At 34.1% G+C, this 25,001-nt stretch carries 21 protein-coding genes; 2 read left to right on the forward strand and 19 right to left on the reverse strand.

Annotated elements, in window-relative coordinates:
* Positions 1–253: 253 nt before the first annotated feature.
* From pepF to BCI01S_RS06520, 12 genes are all read right to left on the reverse strand, one after another.
* Entirely contained in the window at positions 254–2,077 is a 1,824-nt protein-coding gene (gene pepF, locus BCI01S_RS06465; protein WP_047942535.1) for an oligoendopeptidase F, read from the reverse strand.
* A 179-nt stretch (positions 2,078–2,256) separates the two neighbouring features.
* On the reverse strand, positions 2,257–3,426 hold the full coding sequence (locus BCI01S_RS06470) for a competence protein CoiA (RefSeq protein WP_061797440.1): 1,170 nt from the start codon (positions 3,424–3,426) through the stop codon (positions 2,257–2,259).
* A 199-nt stretch (positions 3,427–3,625) separates the two neighbouring features.
* Positions 3,626–5,143, reverse strand: a complete 1,518-nt coding sequence (cls, locus tag BCI01S_RS06475; protein ID WP_047942536.1) for a cardiolipin synthase — start codon at positions 5,141–5,143, stop codon at positions 3,626–3,628.
* Between the two features lie 294 nt (positions 5,144–5,437).
* A complete protein-coding gene (mecA, locus tag BCI01S_RS06480; protein WP_047942445.1) occupies positions 5,438–6,100 on the reverse strand; it encodes an adaptor protein MecA in 663 nt (220 codons plus the stop codon).
* 518 nt (positions 6,101–6,618) lie between these two features.
* On the reverse strand, positions 6,619–7,014 hold the full coding sequence (gene spxA, locus BCI01S_RS06485; RefSeq protein WP_061797442.1) for a transcriptional regulator SpxA: 396 nt from the start codon (positions 7,012–7,014) through the stop codon (positions 6,619–6,621).
* 584 nt (positions 7,015–7,598) lie between these two features.
* Positions 7,599–8,174, reverse strand: a complete 576-nt coding sequence (locus tag BCI01S_RS06490) for a GNAT family N-acetyltransferase (RefSeq protein ID WP_061797445.1) — start codon at positions 8,172–8,174, stop codon at positions 7,599–7,601.
* A gap of 5 nt (positions 8,175–8,179) precedes the next feature.
* Positions 8,180–9,385 (reverse strand): putative glycoside hydrolase, encoded by a 1,206-nt coding sequence (locus tag BCI01S_RS06495; RefSeq protein WP_047942447.1) that lies wholly within the window; start codon positions 9,383–9,385, stop codon positions 8,180–8,182.
* A 175-nt stretch (positions 9,386–9,560) separates the two neighbouring features.
* Positions 9,561–10,487 (reverse strand): ABC transporter ATP-binding protein, encoded by a 927-nt coding sequence (locus BCI01S_RS06500; RefSeq protein WP_061797448.1) that lies wholly within the window; start codon positions 10,485–10,487, stop codon positions 9,561–9,563.
* A gap of 1 nt (position 10,488) precedes the next feature.
* The gene (locus BCI01S_RS06505) at positions 10,489–11,556 is read right to left on the reverse strand and encodes an ABC transporter ATP-binding protein (RefSeq protein ID WP_061797449.1); all 1,068 of its coding nucleotides are present in this window, start codon (positions 11,554–11,556) and stop codon (positions 10,489–10,491) included.
* A 12-nt stretch (positions 11,557–11,568) separates the two neighbouring features.
* Positions 11,569–12,486 carry an ABC transporter permease gene (locus BCI01S_RS06510; protein ID WP_047942451.1) on the reverse strand — a complete coding sequence of 306 codons (918 nt, stop codon included), beginning with the start codon at positions 12,484–12,486 and terminating at the stop codon, positions 11,569–11,571.
* A 2-nt stretch (positions 12,487–12,488) separates the two neighbouring features.
* The gene (locus tag BCI01S_RS06515) at positions 12,489–13,424 is read right to left on the reverse strand and encodes an ABC transporter permease (protein ID WP_047942453.1); all 936 of its coding nucleotides are present in this window, start codon (positions 13,422–13,424) and stop codon (positions 12,489–12,491) included.
* Positions 13,425–13,615: 191 nt separating this feature from the next.
* Positions 13,616–15,229 (reverse strand): peptide ABC transporter substrate-binding protein, encoded by a 1,614-nt coding sequence (locus BCI01S_RS06520; protein ID WP_061797451.1) that lies wholly within the window; start codon positions 15,227–15,229, stop codon positions 13,616–13,618.
* Positions 15,230–15,901: 672 nt separating this feature from the next.
* Here BCI01S_RS06520 and trpS point away from each other — a divergent pair.
* Complete coding sequence (trpS, locus tag BCI01S_RS06525) at positions 15,902–16,891, forward strand: tryptophan--tRNA ligase (protein WP_047942455.1); 990 nt, start codon at positions 15,902–15,904, stop codon at positions 16,889–16,891.
* Between the two features lie 514 nt (positions 16,892–17,405).
* Here the strand turns inward: trpS and BCI01S_RS06530 are convergent.
* From BCI01S_RS06530 to BCI01S_RS06550, 5 genes are all read right to left on the reverse strand, one after another.
* Positions 17,406–18,152, reverse strand: a complete 747-nt coding sequence (locus BCI01S_RS06530; RefSeq protein WP_047942457.1) for a YjbA family protein — start codon at positions 18,150–18,152, stop codon at positions 17,406–17,408.
* 377 nt (positions 18,153–18,529) lie between these two features.
* Positions 18,530–19,285 carry a DUF2268 domain-containing putative Zn-dependent protease gene (locus tag BCI01S_RS06535; protein ID WP_156485390.1) on the reverse strand — a complete coding sequence of 252 codons (756 nt, stop codon included), beginning with the start codon at positions 19,283–19,285 and terminating at the stop codon, positions 18,530–18,532.
* Positions 19,286–19,621: 336 nt separating this feature from the next.
* Positions 19,622–20,044, reverse strand: coding sequence for a Fur family transcriptional regulator (locus BCI01S_RS06540; protein ID WP_047942461.1), 423 nt, complete (start codon positions 20,042–20,044; stop codon positions 19,622–19,624).
* Between the two features lie 269 nt (positions 20,045–20,313).
* Positions 20,314–21,555: a beta-ketoacyl-ACP synthase II gene (gene fabF / locus BCI01S_RS06545; protein ID WP_047942462.1), complete on the reverse strand. Its 1,242-nt coding sequence runs from the start codon at positions 21,553–21,555 to the stop codon at positions 20,314–20,316.
* Positions 21,556–21,625: 70 nt separating this feature from the next.
* Positions 21,626–22,564 (reverse strand): beta-ketoacyl-ACP synthase III, encoded by a 939-nt coding sequence (locus tag BCI01S_RS06550; RefSeq protein WP_047942464.1) that lies wholly within the window; start codon positions 22,562–22,564, stop codon positions 21,626–21,628.
* A gap of 390 nt (positions 22,565–22,954) precedes the next feature.
* Between BCI01S_RS06550 and BCI01S_RS06555 the strand changes: the two genes are divergently transcribed.
* On the forward strand, positions 22,955–23,353 hold the full coding sequence (locus tag BCI01S_RS06555) for a hypothetical protein (protein WP_053215681.1): 399 nt from the start codon (positions 22,955–22,957) through the stop codon (positions 23,351–23,353).
* A 64-nt stretch (positions 23,354–23,417) separates the two neighbouring features.
* Here BCI01S_RS06555 and BCI01S_RS06560 read toward each other — a convergent pair whose 3' ends face one another.
* Positions 23,418–24,194 (reverse strand): Cof-type HAD-IIB family hydrolase, encoded by a 777-nt coding sequence (locus BCI01S_RS06560; RefSeq protein ID WP_061797453.1) that lies wholly within the window; start codon positions 24,192–24,194, stop codon positions 23,418–23,420.
* A gap of 20 nt (positions 24,195–24,214) precedes the next feature.
* Entirely contained in the window at positions 24,215–24,892 is a 678-nt protein-coding gene (locus tag BCI01S_RS06565; RefSeq protein ID WP_061797456.1) for a transaldolase family protein, read from the reverse strand.
* Positions 24,893–25,001: the final 109 nt, after the last annotated feature.

Here is a 25,001-nt window from a genome sequence, read left to right on the forward strand (position 1 = left end):
TTGCTGTCTCAAGGCAAGGCCTTTTTTACTTTTACGAACAAAGGGGATGGGAGAAATTTTTCACGGTCAAACAAAGGGGTATAAGTTTGTTTGTGATTAACTTTACAACTAAATAGTATCATAATTTAATTATATTCTGCAATACAACTGGGATGATGTTCACAAAATCTTCATAAATTCAGACTGATCGCAAACGAAAAAAAGCGTGTAATAGAGTTTTCCTCTAACACACGCTTTACTATTCTTAAGTCAATTAAATTTCGTTTAATAAGCTTTCCATCTCATTCAATTTTTCTTCAAAAACTTGGCATGCCTCTTCGATTGGCGTTTTGCTTGTCATATCCACTCCAGCTTTTTTAAGTACTTCAATTGGATAATCAGAACTTCCAGCCTTTAAGAACTCAATATATCGTTCCACTGCCGGTGTCCCCTCTTCTAATATTTGTTTACTTAATGCTGTTGCAGCACTATAGCCAGTTGCATATTGATATACATAGAAATTATAGTAGAAATGCGGAATTCTTGACCACTCTAAGCCAATTTCCTCATCAATAATAATATCTTCTTCCCCAAAATACTTCTGATTTAAAGCATAGTATTCCTTTGTCAGTAAATCAGCAGTTAATGGCTCATTATTACTTGCTTTTTCATGAATTAATTGTTCAAATTCAGCAAACATCGTTTGACGGAATACCGTACCACGGAAGCCCTCTAAGAAATGATTCAATAAATATAGACGCTTTTGTTTGTCAGTTATTGTTTTTAGCAAGTAATCGTTCAATAAGGATTCATTGCAAGTAGAGGCTACCTCTGCAACAAAGATGGAATAATTACCATAAGGATATGGCTGTGATTTTCTTGTATAATAGCTGTGCACAGAATGCCCGAATTCATGTGCTAACGTAAATAGATTGTTTACATTATCCTGCCAGTTCATTAAAATATATGGATTGGTTCCATAGGATCCAGAAGAATAAGCACCACTTCTTTTCCCTTTATTCTCATGTACATCCACCCAGCGGTTTTCAAAGCCTTCTTTTAAGATAGACGCATATTCCTCACCAAGTGGAGCCAAGCCCTTTATTACTAATTCTTTCGCTTCTTCATAAGGAATTTCCATTTTTACGTCTTTTACTAGTGGTGTATATAAGTCATACATATGCAGTTTTTCTAGGCCAAGGACTTTTTTACGCAATTTCACATAACGATGTAATAATGGTAAATTCTTATTAATCGTTTCCACTAGATTTTCATACACTTGTTCTGGAATATTATTAGCAGCCAGTGCAGCATGTCGTGGCGAATTATAGTTTCTTATTTTCGCATTAAATGTATGACTTTTTACTTCTCCACTCAATGTGGAAGCAAATGTATTTCTAAATTTGCCATAAGTATCATAGACAGCCATAAATGCATCGCGGCGTACACGTTGATCTGCACTTTCCAGAAAGCGAGAATAACGACCATGTGTAACTTCTACTTCTTCTCCGTTTTCATCCTTAATGCTTGGAAACTCCAAATCGGCATTATTCAGCATCCCAAATGTATTGCTAGAAGAATCTAATACCTCTGATGCTTGTGCAAGCAGAGCTTCCTGTTCAGCATTTAACACATGTGGTCTTTGTAAATTGATTTCTTCTAAAGCCTTCTTATACAGCTTCAATTCATTATTTTCTTCTAAATAAGCATTGATAACTTTTTCATCAATGGATAATAATTCCGGAACCATGTAAGCTAACGCACTTGCAGCATGTGCATATAAACTTTTAATACGTCCGTCTACGCCTTGATAGAAGCTATTAGTCGTATCTTGATCATAACGCATATGTGCATATGTATATAATTTCCCAAGTCTTGATAAAAGCTCATCTTGATATTGCAAAGCTTCATAAAGAACATCTGCACTTTCGGAAAGCTTCCCTTGATACTCTGTTGCTTTTTGAGATAATTTCTTTACTTCTTCAAATTCTTTATCCCATTCTTCATCACTTGCAAATATATCCTCTAATCTCCAAGTATCTTCTACTGGAACCTCATTACGCAGTGGTAATTTTTTTACTCCTGTTTCTGCTGACATATTCCATCCTCCACTCTTTTTATTTCGGAATTCGAAAATAAACATTATTAAATATTCTCCGATTTCCAAACCAATTCCTTCTTATTCTACCAAATTTTCGATCTATTTCCGATTTTAATGCATGAATAATTTTTCTACATATACATTAGCATATGTATTTTATGTTATTTCATTTATCTTTATTGCTTATTAACCAATTTTTTTAATTGTTTATAGAACCTTGCTTCTTCTTGTTCCTGTATTTCATAATTTCTGATTTTCTTCTTATAAAGCATCCGATAAAAATGAGGTTTTACTTCCTCTATAACCTTCAGTTCCACCAGAATGTGTAAATATTGTTTAACCGCTTTTCTCCAGTCTGCCTCGCTTATAAAAGGAAAATCTCTTATTTTAATTTGTCTACTATCGATTCTCTTATGGAAATTCACATAAATCTTTTGAAGGGGGTATATTTTCATCTCTTCTTTAAAGCTATCAAGAAAAATAGTAGCCTGCCAATATAATGGTGCTGTTTCGAGGAGAAACCCTTCCTTTAAAGGGATTCCAATAAATGGAGGTAAGAAATGAGGATGCAGATCATGAACATACAACTCTTTTAAAAATTGATCATTTGTTTGGTAATGTATATCCTTTGTTTTTTGCCGATGAATAATCTCTCGCCAATAAGTAAAATGCCATTTTTTTCTGGGAATTAGAGGCGGCTTTCCCTCTATTTTTACTAAAGGATAGCAAAAAGTAGTCACAAAGAATTGGGAGATGGATATTGGTATTGGGTTTTGAATCAAATAAAATGCCCGGTCATATGGACAATAAGAGGGCAGAAGATATTGGTTGTGGTATAAGATGAAAAACTGATAAATAAATGTAGAAAGTTTCAATTTGATTGGATTCCACTTCTTTAAATGACAAAAGCCGATAATCCAAATAGGATGAATATTTACTTTTCGATAACCTTCTGTACGTTTCTTTATTAACTGTGGAGAAATCTTAGCACATTGATATTCAATCACATACTGCTTCTTATGAAAGACAAAGCTAATATCTGCCCGCTGCTTTATTTCTGGATAATAAGGCTCTACTTGGGGGTGAAGATTCAATTCAGCTAATTTTTGATATAATTGCAACTTTCCTTGTAAATGATAAGTAGACTCCGCCTCTCCATTACTTGAACAACATGCTTTCCTTTCATGGGCAAAATGTGTTATCTTTTTTTCTCCCATTTTTAAGAGAACACGTCCTTTACATTCTGGACAATATAATGGAGTTTGCCGTAAGCCTTTTAAATCATCTTTCTCCTTCCTAGTGAACAAGTTGATTATTTCGCCAGCTTCTGTTATGGCTGTAAACAAAATAAATTTCCTCCTTTTCGATTTATTCTATACTTATTCTTGTTTATTCTTAGAATCCCTTCTTAAACTTTCTTCTTATTTGAATTTTCCTTCTTTTTTATAGAACATGTAACCATACGAAAAAAGAGCTCATTTTTGCCCATTACCTTCAAATAAGTAATGAATAAATACGTGCTCTTTATATAAAATCAAAACCACTTTATAATAAAGGTGATAATAATCTTGAAGTAGATTCAAGCATTCTATAGCCATAATGTCTCTTATTAAAGGTCTCTTCTTCTAATTCGATTGATTGATTTATATCTTCCAGAAAGTCTTTTACAAGCTTTTCCGTACTTCTTGTTTTATATAAAAATGCGCTAACTTCAAAATTTAAATGAAAGCTTCTCATATCCATATTGCATGTCCCGATGGAGGCAATTTCTCCATCTACAATAATAATTTTACTATGCATAAATCCGCGGTTATATTCAAAGACCCTGACGCCGGATTCTAGTAACTCTGGGAAATAAGAGCGGGAAGCATGGAAAACAATTCTTTTATCCGGTTTACTAGGAACGAGAATACGCACATCTACACCACTTAATGAAGCAATTTTAATAGCAGAAAATATATCTTCATCTGGAATAAAGTAAGGGGTAGCAATCCAAATCGATTCTTTTGCCGTAGTAATCATACTAAAAAAGATACTTTTGATGACGCTCCATTCATTGTCAGGTCCCCCCGCAATCAACTGTACCCCACCATGCGAGTTTTCCTCAGAAATAGGCGTTAAATATTCCTCTGTCAAAAAGCTATGGTTTGTCATATAGAACCAATCTTGCAGAAAAATTAATTGTAAGGATCTAACAGCATTTCCTTTTACTAATAAATGAGTATCCCTCCAGTATCCGATCGAAGGATTTCTTCCCAAATATTCGTCGCCAATATTAAGACCGCCAACAAAACCAATATTGCCATCAATTATGATAATTTTACGATGGTTTCTGAAATTAAATTTACTATTAAAAAAAGGCATTTTAACTGGACCAAAAGCGATAACTTCAATCCCTGCCTCTTTCATCTCTACACAAAATTTTTTTGACAGCTTCCAAGAACCAACTGCATCATATAAAAATCGCACCTGTACCCCAGCTCTTGCTTTTTCGACTAATATATCCTTTATCTCCTGACCAATGGCATCATCTCTTACAATGTAATATTCTAAGTGAATATGATGTTTTGCTTTCTTCAGTTCTTTCAAAATAGCTGAAAATGTTTCCTCTCCATCTGTTAATACCTCTGTTGAGGTACCGAAGGAAATAGGCGTATTTCCAAGTTTCTCAGCTAGGTGAAATAAGTTGCGTTGATGTCCATCGAGTATCTTTCTCTTTTCTTCTCTCCTAGAACCAATTTCTTGTTCAATCTTCAGAAATGCTTCTTTATCTAGAAAATATTTTTTACGGTAAATTCTTTCTTTTCGATAGTTTCTGCCAAAGAATAGATAAAAGACAAACCCGATAATTGGAAAACTCCCCAAGACTATTAACCAGGTTAATGTTTGTGTGGGATGTCGATTTTCAAAGAAAATAACCAAACCGATAAAAACAACTGATAAACTGATCACTAAACTTAATTGTCCGTAAATTCCTCCCTGTATAGAGAAAAATATATTAAACACATAAACAAAAAGAGCTGCTACGATAAAAAATAAGCCTAACCTAGCAGTATGATTCATAATAGACACCGCCATTCTCCCAATTTACTTACATTAAGCTTAGAGTTATCTCTTTATTCCTATATATATACCCATAATTACCATAAATTACTCCACAGATGCTCCATGATCAATTTATTAGGGAAGAAACTATTCTATTTATATTAAAAATTTGCCCTTTCTTAAAGAGGTTTCTATTAATTCTGAAGGATTATTTTTCTCATAATATGCAAAGAAACTCTACAATGAATGGACACGGCCAAACATTGTAGAGCTTCTTTAATTTTTTTGTATATGATTAGAACTGCTAATAATTTAGTGAAAGTACTTTCTTAATTCCATAAAGACTTCATTCTCAATAATAACTTTACCATATTCTTGGAGAACATGAATGGTCATTTTAGAATCTTCTTGAGCATATTCAAGTAAAATACTTAATGCATTTTCTACTTCCTCTTCTGCAATTTCTTCATCAAGAAATTGGACAAATAAGTAATATTTTCCATTGTAGTTATAAAGTTTTGTATCGATTCCTTCCAGCCCTTGCATCTTGGATAAAGAAATAATATCCTCAAAGTCATTAAACGTTAAGAGGAACTCGAGACTTTCATCGAACTCTTCTTCTCCCTCTTTAATCGTAAAGTGCTGATCCATTAAATCTTCAAAACGTTCATCAATTGGTAAATCCTTTAGCTTATCCTCTGGAATAGAAATTTCAAATTTCTGTCCGTCTTTCGAAAGCTGTGCTTTTGTAACCAAGATTTCCAACCCTTTTTCTAGAGCTTGAACTTGAATCCATAATGGTCCATCAAATATGAAGTCTTCCTCTTGATGTACTTCATCCATCATTTCCCAAAACAATTCTTCACTGCGTTCCCGATTATACCAAATCTCCTCACGCTTAAATCCACGTTCTTCTATATCAATATACGAAATATAAAACTTTACTGTATGATCATTAATTCTTTCAATTTCCATACGCTAACACTCCCTTCAGACTATGATGGAAGGGACAAGAGACCCCCATACAGATTGTTTTATTTCTTACAAGTAAATTATCTGAAATAAAATTTTTATTTTTCCTTGTATTGTACCTTGTACTTTATATTTTATGACAAAAGCAGTATAAATGGAATTAAAATATCTTGGGAATGGAAAAAACCATTAAATGCCTATTCAAAAGCATTCACAATTTTCAATTATCTAAATAAATGAAGCCTTATTTAAACTCAGTAATTAGTTCTTTTAATACCATATTCCTGTACCGTTATATTTAGTAGTATTACCTCATAGAAATTATTTCAAACTAAAAAGTCCAGGCAATTACTAACACTTTAACCAGACTATCTAATCAAGTTAGATTGGTTTCTACCTTAAGCAATAGGAATGCCTCTGTTTTTTCTTAATTACTATATAAAAAAGAAAAACCTGACTGAACGGTACTAAATTTTCATTTAGTGCCGCCTTATGTCAGATTTTTTATACTTTGTTCCTAATTAGTTAACTAATCTTTGTGCTTCTCTTAACTGGAAAGTACGAACTTTTCTTGGTAAGAATCTGCGAATTTCATCTTCATTGTATCCTACTTGTAGTCTTTTTTCGTCAATGATTATAGGACGTCTTAATAGACCTGGATTATTTTGAATAATACCAAACAAATCTTGTAATGGCATTGTTTCTAAATTCACATTTAACTTTTGAAAAGTTTTACTTCTTGTTGAAATAATTTCATCTGTTCCATCTTCCGTCATACGAAGAATTTCTTTAATTTCCTCAATAGAAAGCGGTTCAGAAAATATATTTCTTTCTTTATAAGCAATTTCATGTTCCTCTAACCATGCTTTTGCTTTTCTGCAGGATGTACAACTTGTTGAAGTGTATAATGTTACCATTTTACAAATTCACGCTCCCTTTATTTAGACATGTAATTAACTACATTCATTATGATTATAAATAACTTGAGTTATCTTCTTGATAATTCTTAAATTATAATTAATTCAATCAAGTAATTTATATTAATTATTATACACTAATTGTTTGCTTTATGGTATATGTTTTAAAAAATTTATCCACAAGTATCATTAATTTCTGTATATAAGCTGCTACTAATTAAGGTAATTGCTGTGATTCTCCTCCTTTATGTAAGAAAAACTCGTTATGAAAGTACGAATCCTTCAGTTATTTTGTTACTTATCATTATAGACGTTTGAAAACCAAAAAAGTTTCAAAAAATTATCTCATCTGTTAAAATATTTGTTCTAAATATATATTTTCTGATTATATACCCATTATTTCTTTCTATTAAACCCCTATATATTCTCAATTAAGCAGATTTTAATGAAAATATAAAAAGATTTTAATAAAACTCTTCTTTATATATGGCAGCTTATCGTCAGCAGTTATCTTCGTTACAAGGTGACCGCTCATTTTGTAGGAGGGCTGTCACCTTGAGGGTAGCTGTTTTATTACACTTTAATCAAATTTCATCGAATAAATTTTTTCGTTTTTGTTCCATATTTAATTGAACTACTTCATCGACTGGTTCATACGATTCTCCGTAAAATTGGAAATCTTTATAGGTATGAATTTTATTATACGTTCTTACCAATGCTTGATAAACAACCTCTTCTCCTTCATTATTAGGAGCCCAGTAGAGAATTTCCATTGCATTCACTTCCCTAGTTGCTAACGATAAACGTTTATAACCAATAGAAGTTGCATGCTTAAACCCTTCACGCTGATAAAATTTCAGTCTTTTTTGAGTATCACTATCTTTATAATTTATCGGTTCCACTTCCAAAATAATAGGTTTTCCCTTTTCTTTCAGCTTTTCCACTAATTGATGACCAAGCCCCTGTCCTCTTGCTTTGTCAGAGACAAATAAATAATCGACAAAAACAAAATCCTCTGCTTCCACATACATTAACACATGATACTTTCCTTCATCCTTATGATAATATTCTGGAAAGTCCTTGAGTAACGCTTCCATATGTTCTTGTGATTTCATTTCTTCCACAGGGAAATATTGATTTAACTTATCATACCAATGCATCTAATTTAATCTCCTTTATTCTCTTTATTTTTCGGTGTATAATCGACATTCTTTGTATAATTATTCCCAGCATTCCATAATAAAAACTCATTAACTCCTTGATCATTCAAAGCTTCAATTTGTTTTTGAACCTCTTCTTTTCCATATACTTGATAATTATCTTTGCCCAGCCAGGCAGCTGTAAAATCCTGTAGCCATGGTCTTGAAATAGGTGGATTCTCTAATTGATTTAATTTTTGCTTTTCTACTTTAATATACTCCCTTACAAGTTCATAGGGGAATAAATCTGGCTTTTCAATCCCAAAATAATTTGTCCAGTGACTTGGATAAATCATAGAAGAAATAACATCGACATGTTTGCTTATTTTTGAAAAATTCTGGCCAATTCCAGGAGCTTCTTCTAAGGTTGCTGTATATCCAAATATATCAACAGAAACCTTCACATTATATGGCTCTAATTTTTCTTTTGCATATTGAACAAAGTCCGTAACTGCTTCTACTCGTTTCTCCCCTTCACTCTTATCTAATTTACGATAATCTCCTTTCGTATAGTTTAGTATATCTCCTTTATTTTCAAATCCTTCTGGAAAACGCACATAATCAAACTGTATCTCTTGAAACCCCATTTTTGCTGCCTCGATAGCAATATTAATGTTATAATCCCAGACCTTTTTTTCAAACGGGTTAACAAACGCTTCCCCTCTCCCATTCGTCCAAACCTTCTCTCCTTGGACAAAAGACCATTCGGGCTTTTCCTTAGCCAATACAGAATCTTTAAAGACAACAATTCGCGCAATCGGATAAATTTTCTCCTTTTCAAGCTCCTCTAAAAGCTTTGTCATATTTTTTATCGATTGGCTGCCAATTTCTCTATAAGGTGAATCCGCTTCCGGCATAAAAGTCAAATTACCATGATCTTCTTTATAATCAATAACCATAGCATTCAAATCTGTTGTTTTCACTAATTCCATTAATTGACTCCATTTGTTTCCTTCAATGGAATGACTGTTTACATAAATCCCCCTCACAGCATCCGGGTAAGTAAAATCGAAATTAGTCTTCATTCTAGGTAAAGAAGCTGGTAAATGCTTTACCATAATTTTCACTTGTTTAGTTGGATGTTTAGGAATTATCTTTTCCCCTTTTGCAAATGCGATATTGGGAATCAACAAATATATGCTTAATCCAATGGATAATATTTTCTTTTTCATCGTGAAAACTCCCATCTACATACAGTATCTATTATCTATTGAGACTCTATCCATGATGTATCCCTTTTATTGTAACAAACACAAACAAGCATAATCTAGCAATTTCCAACTGTACGTAGGCATCCATTCTAAAAAGCCGACAATCAAGGATTGTCGGCTTGGAATTTACTTATTCTCATTGTGCTTTATATTTTTTATATTCACTTTCAGAGCAATAAACAAAATGTCCTGGTTTAATTTCTCTCATTTTAAGCTCTTCACCCTCTTGATATTGATGAACTGCTGGATCATAAACCGTTCTTTTTCTTGTTCGCTCTGTTTCTGGATCTGGCAGAGGAATCGCTGATAATAACGACTGTGTATATGGGTGAATCGGATTATTGTATAATTCATCTGCAGGCGCTATTTCCACTAATTTTCCGAAATACATCACACCAATACGATCACTAATATATTTCACCATGGATAAATCATGGGCAATAAATAGATAGGTAAGCCCCTTTTCCTTTTGAAGCCTCTTCATCAAGTTTACAACCTGTGCTTGAATGGAAACATCTAATGCAGAGATTGGTTCATCTGCAATGATAAAGTCTGGATCTACAGCTAATGCACGTGCAATTCCAATTCTTTGTCTTTGTCCGCCTGAGAACTCATGCGGATAACGATTGGCATGCTCTTTATTTAAACCAACTGTATGAAGCAGCTCATATACTTTTTCCATTCTCTCTTTTTTGTTTTTCGCTAAACCGTGAATATCAATGCCTTCTGCAATTATATCAGCAACGGTCATTCGAGGATTTAAAGAAGCATATGGATCTTGGAATATCATTTGCATTTTACGATTAAATCTCTTTAATTCTGTCCTTGATTTTCTTCCATGAACATCTTCTCCATTAAATAAAACTTGACCGCCTGTTGCATCATAGAGGCGGATAATCGTTCTGCCAGTTGTCGATTTTCCACAACCAGATTCGCCTACCAAACCTAATGTCTCTCCTTTGAAAATATCAAAGGTAATATCATCTACTGCTTTGACAACATTAGGAGTATCAACATTGAAATATTGCTTCAGATTTTTTATTTCTAATAACTTTTCTTTCAATTTATTTATCCCCCTTTACTAATACTGGTGTTTCAAAGTTAGAGGGTAACGTTCTTATTCTTTCTTTAACTGAAGCTGGTGGTTCTACTGCCGGCGCATTCGGATGCAGTAACCATGATTTCACAAAATGTGTTTCAGACACTTGATACACTGGCGGCTCTTGTTCAAAATCAATTGCTAATGCGTATGGATTTCTCGCAGCAAATGCATCTCCTATAGGAGGATTCGTTAAATCTGGAGGTGTTCCCGGAATAGCAGCAAGCTCATCTTCATTATCATTGTCTAAACTTGGCATAGATGCAAGAAGCCCCCATGTATAAGGATGTCTTGGATCGTAGAATATTTCATCAACTGTTCCCATTTCAACAATTTGACCAGCATACATTACAGCAACACGATCAGCCACATTTGCGACTACCCCTAAATCATGGGTAATGAAGATAATACTCGTATTCATTTTCTCTTGCAAATCTTTCATTAAATCTAAAATTTGCGCTTGAATCGTAACATCTAAAGCTGTTGTTGGTTCATCTGCAATTAATAGATGTGGGTTAGCAGCTAAAGCAATGGCAATCATCGCACGTTGTCTCATCCCACCAGAAAATTCATGCGGATATTGATCCACCCTTTTCTCTGGTTTAGGAATTCCAACTAAGCTTAACAATTCAACAGCTTTCTTTTTTGCCTTTTCCTTGTTCATTTGCTGATGTTTTATCAGTACTTCCATGATTTGTGTACCAATACGCATAGTCGGATTCAAAGATGTCATAGGATCTTGGAAGATCATACTCATTTCCTTCCCACGGATACTTTCCATCTCTTTATCCGTTTTTTGAACAATATCTTCTCCATTAAATAAAATTTGTCCTGCTTTAATATGGCCAGGAGGCATCGGGATTAATTTCATTAATGTTTGGGACGTAACACTTTTACCTGATCCGGATTCACCAACAATAGCTAATGTTTCCCCTTTGTATAAATCAAAGGATACTCCACGAACTGCCTGCACTTCTCCTCCATACGTATGGAATGAGACTTGTAAATCCTTTACTTCTAATAATTTTTCCATGTATCTCACTCCTTACTTGCGTAGTCTTGGATCAAGAGCATCTCGGATTCCATCGCCAATAACATTAAAGGCAAATATTGTTAAACATATAAACAGTGCAGGGAAAAATAATCTCCATGGATAATATTGCAGTGCTCCGATTCCATCATTGGCCATCGTTCCCCAGCTGGCTAATGGAGGAGTTAATCCTAAACCAAGATAGCTTAAAAATGCCTCTGTAAAAATAGCATTAGGTACAGTTAAAGTTAATGTCACAAGAATTGGCCCCATTGCATTTGGGACTAAATGTTTGCTCATAATTCTTGATACACTTGCTCCTAACGTTCTGGAAGCAAGAATATATTCTTGGCTCTTTAAGGATAATACTTGTCCACGGACCATTCTCGCCATATTAATCCAACCAGTTATACTCATTGCCAGAATCATCGTCCATATTCCCTGGCCAAGAACAACCATTAAAAGAATTACTAGTAAAAGGTAAGGAATACCATATAATACATCCGCTATACGCATCATTACTTCATCGGTTTTTCCACCTTTATAACCTGCAATCCCTCCCCAGATTACGCCGATAACTAAATCAATCAAGGCTGCCGCTACCCCAATAAATAACGATATTTTCGCACCATACCAAATTCGAGCAAACATATCTCGGCCAAGGTCATCTGTGCCAAAATAATGTTCAGCACTTGGAGGCTGATTCGTTTTTGTATAATCATTCTCATAATAATTGTACGGAGTTAATAACGGCCCTATTAAAGACATAACAATTAAAAGAATTAAAAGAACAAGTCCAAAAACCGCAAGCTTATTTTTCTTAAAACGAGTAAAAACATCTTTCCAAAACGACAAACTTGCTTTGGATATTTTCTCTGACTCTATGCTGCTATTGCCAACTATTTCAAATTTATCTTTCGAAATTTCTTGCATCTTTACGCTCCTTTCTTCCCGCCCGATAGTTTAATTCGAGGATCTATTAATCCGTACAATAAGTCGACAAGAAGAACAGATACTAACAGGATAATACTATAGAAAACAGTTACTCCCATAATCGCTGTATAATCACGGTTATTTATACTTTTGACAAACTGTGATCCGAGACCTGGAATACCGAAGATTTTCTCAATAACAAAACTACCTGTAACAATTCCCGCCGATAAGGGCCCCATGTATGAAACAACGGGAAGAATCGCATTGCGGATGGCGTGCTTTACAGTAATATTAAAGCCGCTTATTCCTTTTGCTTTTGCCGTTTTAATATAATCATTGCTTAACACTTCTAACATTGAAGATCTAGTTAAACGAGCAATAAATGCTGTTGGTCCAGCTGCTAATGCGATTGCAGGCAGGACACTTTGCATAAATGTTCCCCATCTTGCTACAGGGAATATCCCCAGCTTCATCGCGAAAATATATTGCAGAAAAGCTGCCATAATAAACGAAGGTACTGATATTCCTAATACTGCGACAATCATCGCCAGATAATCTTGCCATTTATTATGTCTTAAAGCAGCAATTACCCCTAATGTAACACCAATGGCTAAAGCGATAAAAATTGCTTCTACGCCCAAGACTAATGATACCGGGAATCCTTCATTGATTAATTGATTCACCGTTTGGCTCTTATATTTAAAAGATGGACCAAAATCCCATTGAACAACTCTTAGCAAATACTCTCCATATTGGACATACCAAGGCTGATCAAGTCCATAATGGGCGTTTAAATTTGCTTCGATTGCAGGCGGCATTTTCTTTTCCGATGTAAATGGGTTACCTGGTGCCATCCTCATGAAGAAAAACGTAGCTGTTATGATTAACCATAAGGATAGCGCCATAAACAGCAAACGTTTTGTTAAGTACTTTATCATGGTTTTACCTCCATTTTTTCTAAACCAATGCCAATTAGCAAGGAAGAGGATGCCCTAGGAAACGAGCTTACTTAGAAAGTATCACTCGTTAAATAAGGCAGCCTCTTTTTTCTCTTTAGCTTTGTACTTTCATAAAAAATTAAAGTTCGAATTTCCTATAGTATGATGAATGAACAAAGCCAACTATTGTATTATTCAAAATGTGCCCATTTTAACTGTGCTTCCCCTAAACCTGAAATGACTACATCTTTTAGATTATCTTTTTGTACCCATGTATTTGTATAGAAATAAACAGGTGCAATTGGAAGTTCGTTCATTAAAATAGTTTCTGCATCTTGTAATAATTGTTTGCGTTTTGCCTCATCTGTTTCTTTTTGTGAAGCATCAAGAAGTTTTTTGTATTCAGGATTTTCCCACCCAGTATCATTATTTCCTCCGTTTGCATCACGGTATAATTCTAGGAAATTAAATGCATCATTATAGTCACCAGACCATGACATACGTCCAACCTGGTAGTCACCAGAATCAATTTTCTCTAGATAAACTTGCCATTCTTCATTATCTAGCTCAACATTAATTCCAAGATTTTTCTTCCACATATCTTGAACCGCTTGTGCAATCTTAGCATGTGCTTCACCGGTATTATATGATAATGTGATTTTTGGTAAGTCTTTTACACTAGCATAGCCTTCCTCTTTTAAACCTTTTTCCAGAGCTGCTTTTGCTGCTTTGATATCATTATCTTTAAAATAACCTTTTTCGTTTTCTGAAAACATGGTTGGAGGAACAACTGCCGTTGCTGGAATTTGTCCACCTTGTGTAATTTGCTCAACAATTGCTTTACGATCTATCGCATATGTTAAAGCTTTACGAATATTTTCATTGTTAAATGGCTTTTCTTTTGTATTAAATTTATACCAATAAGTACCTGCTATCGCTTTGATATTTAGGTCACCTTTATCTTTTAAAGCTTTAATAGAATCAGTAGGTAATGCACCAAAAGGTAAGCCAGCCCAATCTAATTCATCGTTATCAAACATGCTTAATTCTGTTGTTGGATCTTCTACCATTGTCATTTCTACTGTTTCTAATTTAACCTTGTCTGCATCCCAATAGTCTTCGTTCTTTTCTAAAAGGATAGACTCACTATGATTCCATTCCGTCATTTTGAAAGGACCATTCGTTACATAATCATCTCCAGCATTTTTATACCAATCTGGATTTGCTTCTGCAACGTTTTTATTAACTGGGAAATAGGTATAGAAAGCTAGCAATTGTAAGAAATATGGCGTTGGGTTTACCAAGGTTACTTCTAACGTTTTTTCATTTACTGTTTTAATAGCAACATCATCAAGACTACCTTTACCATTATTTGCTGCTTCAGCACCTTTAATGGCATATAGTTGATAAGCATACTGTGATTGGTTTTGAGGATCAATTGCCCATTTCCAGGCATATTCAAAGTCTGCTGCCGTTACTGGATCACCGTTTGTCCATTTTGCATCTTCGCGGATTTTGAACGTGTAAGTTAACTGATCATCTGATATATCTACTTTTTCTGCCATAGCTGGCTGCGGAACTCCATCTTTATCAATTCGAGTTAACCCTTCAAAAGTTTGAATTAACACTCCACCAGATGTTGAATCTGTAGCTAATGCTGGATGTAATGTTGGTGGTTCTGAAACAATATTTAAACGAAGATTTTGTGATGATTTATCACTACCACCTTTGTTATTACCACATGCAGCAAGAAAAGCACTGATTATAAGCACTAAGCTCATTAGCACAAGCATTCTTTTTCTCATGTAATTACCCCCTTAATAATTTCCTCAAATGGAACTTCGAAAATAGCTTTCCCACTCTAAACCTCAGAATACACAAGCAGTCATTTCCTAAATAGTCAGTCAATTAGAATAAATGACCGTTTCCAATTAAAATAGCAGCACGGTAAAACGCACAAAATATTATATAGGAATAATTTTTCATTCATTACAAATTATTTATGTATTCTTACATGTTTTTAAATAGTCTGAAATATTACTATCTAATCCATTCGCAATGACAATTATATAGTTGGATTATTCAACACGCAAGAATTTTGTAGAATTTTGTAGAATAAAAACAAATCTGAAATATATAAATCTACAGAATAATTATATTAATATAAATTTATCAGAATTCAAAATTATTCCTTGCATCATTAGTTGCATCCATTCTTTTTTCTTAAAATTTGTCAAACTTTAAGAAAACAGCCTTTGCATATCAACTAATCATGCTAAAATGGTTATAATAATGATATTGATAATTAAGTTTCTAGATTCTATTTTTAACAGTACTAACGTATTTGCTTGAAGAAAACTGTTTCTCTTGCAGATAAACATGGCTCTAAAATAAACTATTAAATAGAATAAACCGCTTGATTAGAAACATCCATAAACTAATCAGGGGTCTAGAATACATATTGGAGGAAGTATTTGATGAAAACTATCTTTTCTGGGATTCAACCAAGCGGCACCATTACATTAGGGAATTATATAGGTGCATTAAGTCAATTCGTGGAGCTGCAAGATGAATACAATTGTTTCTTCTGTATTGTGGATCAACATGCCATTACAGTGCCTCAAGATCGCATGGTACTTCGAAACAATATTCGCAGCTTAGCAGCTCTGTACTTAGCTGTAGGAATCGACCCTAATAAAGCGACTTTATTTATTCAATCAGAAGTACCAGCCCATGCCCAAGGAGCTTGGTTGATGCAGTGTATTTCTTATATTGGCGAATTAGAAAGAATGACACAATTCAAAGACAAATCAACTGGTAAAGATGCTGTTTCTGCTGCATTATTAACCTATCCACCATTAATGGCTGCAGACATCCTTCTATATAGTACAGATATTGTTCCAGTTGGAGAAGATCAAAAACAACATCTAGAATTAACTCGTGATCTAGCCGAGCGTTTTAATAAAAAATATAATGATATTCTTACAATTCCTGAAGTACGCATTCCAAAAGTAGGAGCTCGCATTATGTCCTTACAGGATCCTACAAAGAAAATGAGTAAATCTGATACAAATAATAAGGCAACCATCACTTTATTGGACGAGCCAGCACAGATTACGAAGAAGATTAAAAGTGCGGTAACAGACTCTGAAGGTATCGTTAAATTCGATAGAGAGAATAAACCAGGGGTTTCCAACCTTTTATCTATTTATTCTATTCTTTCAGGGGAAAGTATCCAAAGCCTTGAAGAGAAGTACGAAGGAAAAGGATATGGAGATTTCAAGTCTGACTTAGCCAACGTTGTAGTGGATGCATTAAAACCAATTCAGGAAAAATACAATGAGCTAATGAATTCAACGGAATTAGATGACATTTTAGACGAAGGTGCGGCAAAAGCAAATAAGGTGGCAGGGAAAATGATTAAAAAAATGGAAAATGCAATGGGATTAGGACGGAAACGACGTTAAGCTCCTCCCTTATCAAAACGATGGCTAACTCCATCGTTTTTTTATGCTTCAAATCAAGCAGGGTGAAGATTTCAGATGGGGAATTACAGTTTACACGGGGTTATAAGAGGTGAGAGAAAAATTAATATCGAGGTGAATTTATCTTTATAACAGAGCAGCCCTCTCTGTTACCTTATCCTGATAAAAATTCGCAGAAGAGAGTAGGACATAACAAAATAATTAATGGATAAAGACGAACAATCTCTAAATTAGTAGGGAAACCAATTCGTTCCATTACGCTACAGACACTCTATGCGCCGGGGAGCAACCTAAGCCTTGGGGTCTTAGGCTTTGCTCTACTTCCCGCAGGAGTTGAGTGTCCTCCTAACGATCCCCCTTCTAAAAAGGGAATAAAACCCAAACAATCACAGGAAATATCACTTGGTATCTCCTCAAATTGTTTGGGTTTAACTTAGTGCTAGGATACTTAAGACTCTGGCTTTTTTATCCTATTCATTTTATTAATTGGTTACTATTAATTTACTTTCGGGCCATGCTCCATTTCCCAGAGTTTTTCAAAAAAAGGCTGACCTTTTATAATATTCTCACAAAACTGTTCATGCTTTTTAGACCATCCGTATTTTGTACACTCATATAGTTCATTCCACGCATGTTCAAAATCTAAATGCTGAATCTCAAAATAGCGTTCTGGGCTCCATTCTGTGTACCAATAACGAACTTCTGCTACATTTTCAGAAGAATGTAATTGATCTAATGCCATAAACAATAATTGCTTTAATTGTCTTTCTTTTCTCGTTAATCCATTCATCACATGAGGATCAGGTGATAGAATATGGAACTCTTTTTTCTCTTCGGTGTTTTGAAAGTTATAATAAATCGTTTCTTGATTTTCAAGCAATTCATAAGCCAATTGTTCTTGTCTAGGTATCATTCGGCTTTTTCGAATTGGAACAGAGTATCCGATTGTATCTACTACTAACAGACCAATCCCATCAGAAACAACAAAACAATAATCCAATTGAATTCGTTCATGATTCTTTCGTAGATATGCCTTCTGATAAATCTCTTCTAATAATTGTCGCGGTATTTCTGCCAAGTCATTTTCTATGTAATTATATAAGCATGAATCTACTTTCAAAAGTGGCACTTGGTCCAATAATTCAACACCATCATCTTTTCTCCATTCATGAAAGTGACATACATTATATCCGTTTTCTTCCCCTTCAAACCAATTTACCCAAACATCATGAAGATACTGCATATTTTATCCCTCACTTCAACAACTGTTTGTCCATAAGTATTGTCAGAGCTTAGTAAATTTATTCCTATTTTCAAAGGATTATTTTTTTCATACGATTTTCTCTTTGCATTCCAGTTTTCTAGTAATAGACATATAAATAGCGGAATATCATTTTTCTCTTTAAATATATTGCCAAAGTTCATCCTTAAATGGAACGATTCTTTTTTACTAGGTTAGTTTCGGATTCATCCATGCCACTTTTATAACCTATTAACATAATATGTACAAACTTTCGTTAACATGTCTTTTTCTTTTTGTTAAGAGGAGATTCCCTTTCGTGTTTCCATAAAAATAGCGAGCCATTTTGCTAAACTCGCCATTCAAATAGTAGTGTGATTTTACAAAAAAGCTTCACTTTTAATTGTGAAATAATCTTTTTCTAAGATTTTGTGCTTGGAATGTAATGAATTAACAAGATAAAAACCTGTATTATAGCCAATAAGGCGTGGATAGCGTCTATAACCGTACAATAAATCATCATGTTTCTCTTCTGTTTTTTTTACATGTAAATATTCCTTAAGCTCCGTCTCCCAAAATTGCTTTATTTCTTCTTCATTATATAAGTGACACCAAGTGGCATTATAAGCTTCTCCGCAGTTTTCTTTCACCGCAAGTTCTGCTAACCCTTCCATTATGATGGAATCTAATAAAGTATAATCTTCTATAGCTTTTTTTTGGTAATGAATTCGGCATACATGATGATATTCATGAATAAAAAGGGCTTCTAGCTCTTTTTCATTTTCTACATCACCAATAAATAAGAAAAGCTGATCAGGAAATGATACACCCGATTTATTTTCTTCTCCTCTCCATGAAGACTGAAAGGGAAATACATATATGGGTATATCTGGTCCCTTCCATTTTTTTTTATACTTTGAAAAAATCCGCTCTAATTTATTCCACGTATCTTGTTCCTTCATCTTCTCAAATGCTTGTCTCGAATGTCTTGATGGCTTATACATTCCAAATCTCATTAAATATCGATATATATTTTGAGGCTTATCTCCATCAAATGCTGATTGAAAATGTGCACATATTGTAGTTGGTTCATAAAAATTATCTTCTAACCATTTATTTGTTTTGATTACCCCCACCGCTATTTCCCCTCTTCACTCATTTTTTCCTATTCATTTAAACAGTATATGGATTTCAAAATTAGAGGTTCCATAGCTGGCAGTGTATGATACTATTTAACCTTGATAGCAGCCAGTCTTTTCAAAACTACCTATACAAAAAGGGATAGACAATAAAGAACTCCACTCCCAGTTCTTCTTGTCTATCCCTTTTCTCTGTAATCGAAATAAATTTATATATCTAGCTTTTATTTCTGTAAATCTTTCAATATTCTACTTCCACATCCACATCGGATGGAATGCTTCAATTTTTTTATTGGTTGTTTACATTCTAAACAAATATTTTCTTTTTTTCGTTCACGCATTTGAACACTGCTCACAGGTTCCATAAAATTGGAGGCTGTGGGAACTGATATGGAACTTAGATATGGATTTCGCAAATGCCTCTACCTCCCTTAAAGTAGGATACCAAATATCCACTATTTCTCCACAATTGCTACAGACAATATGATAATGATCCTCTTTCTTCCATTCATATTTACTTAATCCTTCTCCGAATTGTATCTCTTTTAATAACTGTAATTCCGTAAATAGATGGACATTATTATAAACAGTTGTAATACTTACCGAAGGCATATTCTCATTTAGGACATGGTAAATTTCATCTACTGTCCAATGCTTGTTGTCTTTAGAAAGTATGTTAATTAATTCTAGCCGTTGTGGTGTTAAACGTATATTTTTTTCTTTTAAGAGGTTTTTAGCTCTTTCTATACTAAGCATAGAATTCTTCCTTTCTACGTAATATGCTAGTTCACCTTCTTAAGAAAGCGTTTTCTTTCTAAGCTGATTCACTCCGAATTTTCTATGTTAAATAATAGAATTATAGTTTTAATTATATACACTTTATAATAATAGTCAATATTAATTTAAAATTATTATAAATAAAGAGTCGATGATTTATTTTTGTAATAAAAAAACTGCTAAGCCTCGATTTATAAATGAAGCTTAGCAGTTTTTTATTAAATGCTCTTTCAAACAAAAACCATTAATTATTGATATTTTTTAAACACAATTGTAGCGTTATGACCACCGAATCCTAGGGAATTACTCATTGCTACATTTACTTCTTGTTTTCTATGTGTGTTGATAACATAGTCTAGATCACAATCTGGATCTGCTGTTTCAAAATTAATCGTTGGTGGCACGATGCTATCTTTTATGGCTAATACGCTAAAAATAGCTTCTATTCCCCCTGCTGCACCTAGTAAGTGACCTGTCATTGATTTGGTTGAACTCATTGGTACTTTATAAGCATAGTCTCCAAATACTTCTTTGACAGCCATTGTTTCAAACTTATCATTATAAGCAGTACTTGTACCATGGGCATTAATATATGAAACATCTTCTGGAGTAAGTCCTGCATCATTGATTGCCATTTTCATTGCTCTTGCTCCACCTTCGCCTCCTGGTGCAGGGGAAGTAATATGATAAGCATCTCCAGTTGAACCATATCCAACTATTTCTGCATAGATTTTAGCTCCTCTTGCTAATGCATGCTCTAATTCTTCTAGAACAACAATTCCTGCTCCTTCTCCAATAACAAAGCCATCACGATTTGCATCAAATGGTCGGCTTGCTGTTTTCGGATCTGGGTTAAAGGATAAGGCCGTATTTGCACAGAAGCCTGCTACTGACATTTTAGTAATCGGCGCTTCAGCTCCACCAGTAATCATCGCATCTGCATCGCCACGCTGAATTACTTTAAAGGCATCTCCGATTGAGTTTGTTCCCGTTGCACAAGCAGTAACTGTACAAGAATTCACGCCTCTTGCTCCTAATGTAATAGATACCTGTCCTGATGCCATATCTGGAATTAACATTGGTACGAAGAAAGGACTTACTCGTTTATATCCTCTTTTTTGGAAAGTTTCATATTGATTTTCGAATGTCTCCATTCCGCCAATACCTGACCCAATCCAAACCCCAACACGCGGTGCATTTTCATCAGTGATTTGCAATTCAGCATCCTTTACAGCCATCAGGGAAGCTGCGACTGCATATTGTGTAAAGCGATCCATTTTTCTAGCATCTTTTTTATCCATAAAATCCTCTGGATTAAAGTCCTTCACTTCTGCTGCAACTTTAGCTGGATATTCATCTGCATTTATTCTAGTTAATGGGCCAATTCCAGAAACTCCCGCAACAATATTTTTCCAGGTAGTTATTGCATCATTACCAAGCGGTGTTACAGCACCAATACCAGTAACAACTACTCTTTTATTTGTACTCATGACTTTTTCTCCTTTTTTGTAATTATCATCAACTTAAAAAGTATATTCTATTTATATAGGAAGAAATTTATTATCTGCCCCAGCGCATTGCAATCGCGCCCCATGTCAAACCTCCACCAAAACCAACCATTACAAGTACATCATCATCTTTGATTTTACCAGCTTCTAGTTCCTCCACCAATGAAATCGGAATAGATGCTGCACTTGTATTTCCATATTTATGAACCGTTTTCGATAGTTTTTCTTCTGGTAAGTTTAATCTTTGTCTGGATGCTTCCATTATGCGAATATTAGCTTGGTGGGGAATAAGAAAGTCTACGTCTTCTTTAGATAATCCAGCTTTCACCAAAACATTCTCACTGCTTTCTCCCATTTGGCGAACAGCAAATTTAAAAACTTCTCTACCATTCATGTAAATATAGTCTTCCTCATCTAAATAAAGATGTTTTCCACCTGAACCATCTGCCCCTAGCTCAAAAGAAAGAATGCCTCTTCCTTCAGAAACCTTCCCTAATACAGCAGCTCCTGCACCATCACCAAAGAGAACAGCAGTATTGCGATCTTCCCAGTTCGTAATTTTAGAAAGCTTTTCTACCCCAACAACAAGTATATATTTATAAACACCTGTATCAATAAATTGTTGGGCAGTTATCATCCCATACATAAAACCTGCACATGCAGCACTTAAATCCATCGCTGCTGCTTTTTTAGCTCCTAGTTTTTCTTGAATCATACAGGCAACAGAAGGGAATGATTGATCTGGCGTAACAGTTGCCACCATAATCATATCAATATCTTCTGGGTGAATACCTGCATCATCAATTGCTTTCTTTGCTGCAGCTAATGCAATATCAGATGTATCTGTATTGTCGTCTGCAATTCTTCGTTCTTCTATCCCAGTTCTTGTTCTAATCCATTCATCATTCGTATCAACCATTTTTTCTAAATCAAAGTTTGTTAAAATTTTCTCTGGAAGTTCACGGCCAATACCAATTATTCCTGTTCCCAAAGCTTTCAGCTCCTTTATAGTCACCGGTTATCCGGTATATGTTTCGTTTATGACTGTTAATTAGTATAAACAGTCTTTTCATTAAATCCTATTAGAATGATTGCTTAAATGATGCCAGTCTGTTGAGTTTAAATCGGTGCCTTTGGTAATTCACAGACAAAGAAGCTTATACCGTTTTCTTCGTTTATTCTCACTGTTATTCCAAAGAAAACATTATTCATACAGTATTATATTATTATCAATTATTATGACTTGGTACTAATTTTATCAAATTCCTCTACCCTTTTGCAACATATTTTACTTTCTATTACATTGGTCTAAGCATTCCTTGATATTTATCATAGCATATTAAGAGCATCATTCCATAATCGTGAAATAGGAGGAAATAGTGTGGAGGATCTTAAAGAGGAATTCTATGATGAAAAAGATAATGAAAAAATAGAAGAGGAAGAGACAGCAATTGATCACTTTTCCATGTTTATGTTTGGTACAAACCGTCAATCTGTTAGAAAAAAGCAGCAGGTTGAACATTTCCAGCATAACGACAAACAACCATCCTACAGCAGAAGAGAGAAAGGGGATGATTGGATTCTTGGAAGAAGTGGCGGAAAAACACAGCAAGTAGAAGAAAAAGATGAAAATGTAAATATTGATGCGGTTGCAAATTTTTTAAATCAAATTGACTTGGAACTTCTGATAAAAAACGTTGATTTGTTAATGACATCAGCAAATGACTTAAAACCTATTTTTAAGAAAATTACCCCATTTATAAAAAAATGGATGGATTAACTTTGCAAAATATCATTACTTGTTAATCCATCCTCTTTTATGATTTTTAATTTTTACTAACGGATCAAATGATTCCACATAAGTGTAATTCATTTACGATACCATCCTCGTCGTTACTAGTTGTAACATAGCTGGCTGATTTTTTTACAATATCAAATGCGTTTCCCATTGCAACTGGATATTTAACGAGTTCAAACATTTCTAAATCATTTAATCCGTCTCCAAATGCATACGTATTCTCAACAGAACAATTTAAATGAGTTAACAAATACTTTATGCCTGTTGCCTTTGACCTTCCTTTGGGGTAGATATCACATCCATAAGGTGAATTTCTTATAAACTGAAAATGTGGGAACTTCTCCTGATAATAGACTTCTTCATCTGGTTCACAAAAAATTAACATTAAATGAATGGGTTCTTGATTGTACAAGCCTTCATTTATAGGAGGATATTTCCCACCTACTCTTTCATAATTCTTCCTAATTAAAGTAGCCCCCTCATTTGTAACGCAAATCTTTTCCGCATTATAGAACGCCATTTCATGCCTATTTTTCATTGCATCCAGATGAAGTTCTTTTACTACACTTACTTCTAATGGATTTTCATAAATCGTTGTTCCTTTATACACTACATACTGTCCATTCATAGCAACTACTGAATTAATACCTGTAGCTTCTAATATATATCCTATTTCCATTAATGTTCTACCTGTAGCTATAATAGGCTCAACACCGTTTTCCTTTAATTTTTTTATTGCCGCAATGGAACTATCTGACACAGTAAGCTTACTAGTCAGAAGTGTTCCATCTAAATCAAAAAATACAATTTTGTTCGTTTCCATATTTGTTTCGCTCCATTTATTTACTTAAGAAGGGGATTCCCAGCCTTTCCAAACGTATCCTCCCACTGACTCTGAAAGACTCTAACATCTCTAGTAGTTGCTGGAAAATCAATTAATTTTTCAATTATTTCAGGAGCTACAGTTATGGTATGAGCTCCAGTTAAACATGCTTCATAGCCCTGTTGAACGTTTTTAAAACTTGCCGCTAATACTTCGGTACTAATTTTATGTGTGGTAAACAGAGTAACTATTTCACTCACTACACGAATGCCATCTCCTAATAAATCATCAATCCGATTAACATAAGGAGCAACATACTTTGCTCCTGCTTTTGCCGCGATTAACGCTTGAAATGGAGTATATATGGTTGTGGCTAACGTTGGTATTTTTTTTGCAGTTAACGCTTTTATTGCTTTTATTCCTTCTTCCGTAACAGGAATTTTTATAATTATCTTCCCTGAAATCCTTGTTTGGAAATACTCAGCTTCCTTTACTATTTCACTTGCATTATCTGCAATAACTTGAATAAAAAGCTCTTTATCTTCTCCTAGAATTTTCCGAATATCTTGAAGAACTTGAATATAGGGCTTTTTTTCCTTTACGAGAATAGAAGGATTAGTAGTCACACCAGAAATAGGATAATATTCATTTATTCTTTCAATTTGCTCAAGATTTGCTGAATCAATATATAGTCTCACGGAAAGATTCTCCTCTTTTCTTTTTAAAAAAATTTGGCAAAAAATTAAAAATAGAAGATTCCCAATTCATTATCTACTTGCACCTTATTTTTACTTAACTCATTGCAAT

It is taken from the genome of Niallia circulans NBRC 13626 (assembly GCF_001591585.1).
GTDB classification, from domain to species: Bacteria; Bacillota; Bacilli; order Bacillales; family Cytobacillaceae; genus Niallia; species Niallia circulans.

Coding starts and splice junctions, on each gene's coding strand:
- pepF (WP_047942535.1), bottom strand. CDS start 2,077: ATGTCAGCAGAAACAGGAGTAAAAAAATTACCACTGCGTAATGAGGTT.
- cls (WP_047942536.1), bottom strand. CDS start 5,143: ATGAATCATACTGCTAGGTTAGGCTTATTTTTTATCGTAGCAGCTCTT.
- mecA (WP_047942445.1), bottom strand. CDS start 6,100: ATGGAAATTGAAAGAATTAATGATCATACAGTAAAGTTTTATATTTCG.
- spxA (WP_061797442.1), bottom strand. CDS start 7,014: ATGGTAACATTATACACTTCAACAAGTTGTACATCCTGCAGAAAAGCA.
- BCI01S_RS06490 (WP_061797445.1), bottom strand. CDS start 8,174: ATGCATTGGTATGATAAGTTAAATCAATATTTCCCTGTGGAAGAAATG.
- BCI01S_RS06495 (WP_047942447.1), bottom strand. CDS start 9,385: ATGAAAAAGAAAATATTATCCATTGGATTAAGCATATATTTGTTGATT.
- BCI01S_RS06505 (WP_061797449.1), bottom strand. CDS start 11,556: ATGGAAAAATTATTAGAAGTAAAGGATTTACAAGTCTCATTCCATACG.
- BCI01S_RS06510 (WP_047942451.1), bottom strand. CDS start 12,486: ATGCAAGAAATTTCGAAAGATAAATTTGAAATAGTTGGCAATAGCAGC.
- BCI01S_RS06515 (WP_047942453.1), bottom strand. CDS start 13,424: ATGATAAAGTACTTAACAAAACGTTTGCTGTTTATGGCGCTATCCTTA.
- BCI01S_RS06520 (WP_061797451.1), bottom strand. CDS start 15,229: ATGAGAAAAAGAATGCTTGTGCTAATGAGCTTAGTGCTTATAATCAGT.
- trpS (WP_047942455.1), top strand. CDS start 15,902: ATGAAAACTATCTTTTCTGGGATTCAACCAAGCGGCACCATTACATTA.
- BCI01S_RS06530 (WP_047942457.1), bottom strand. CDS start 18,152: ATGCAGTATCTTCATGATGTTTGGGTAAATTGGTTTGAAGGGGAAGAA.
- BCI01S_RS06540 (WP_047942461.1), bottom strand. CDS start 20,044: ATGCTTAGTATAGAAAGAGCTAAAAACCTCTTAAAAGAAAAAAATATA.
- fabF (WP_047942462.1), bottom strand. CDS start 21,555: ATGAGTACAAATAAAAGAGTAGTTGTTACTGGTATTGGTGCTGTAACA.
- BCI01S_RS06560 (WP_061797453.1), bottom strand. CDS start 24,194: ATGGAAACGAACAAAATTGTATTTTTTGATTTAGATGGAACACTTCTG.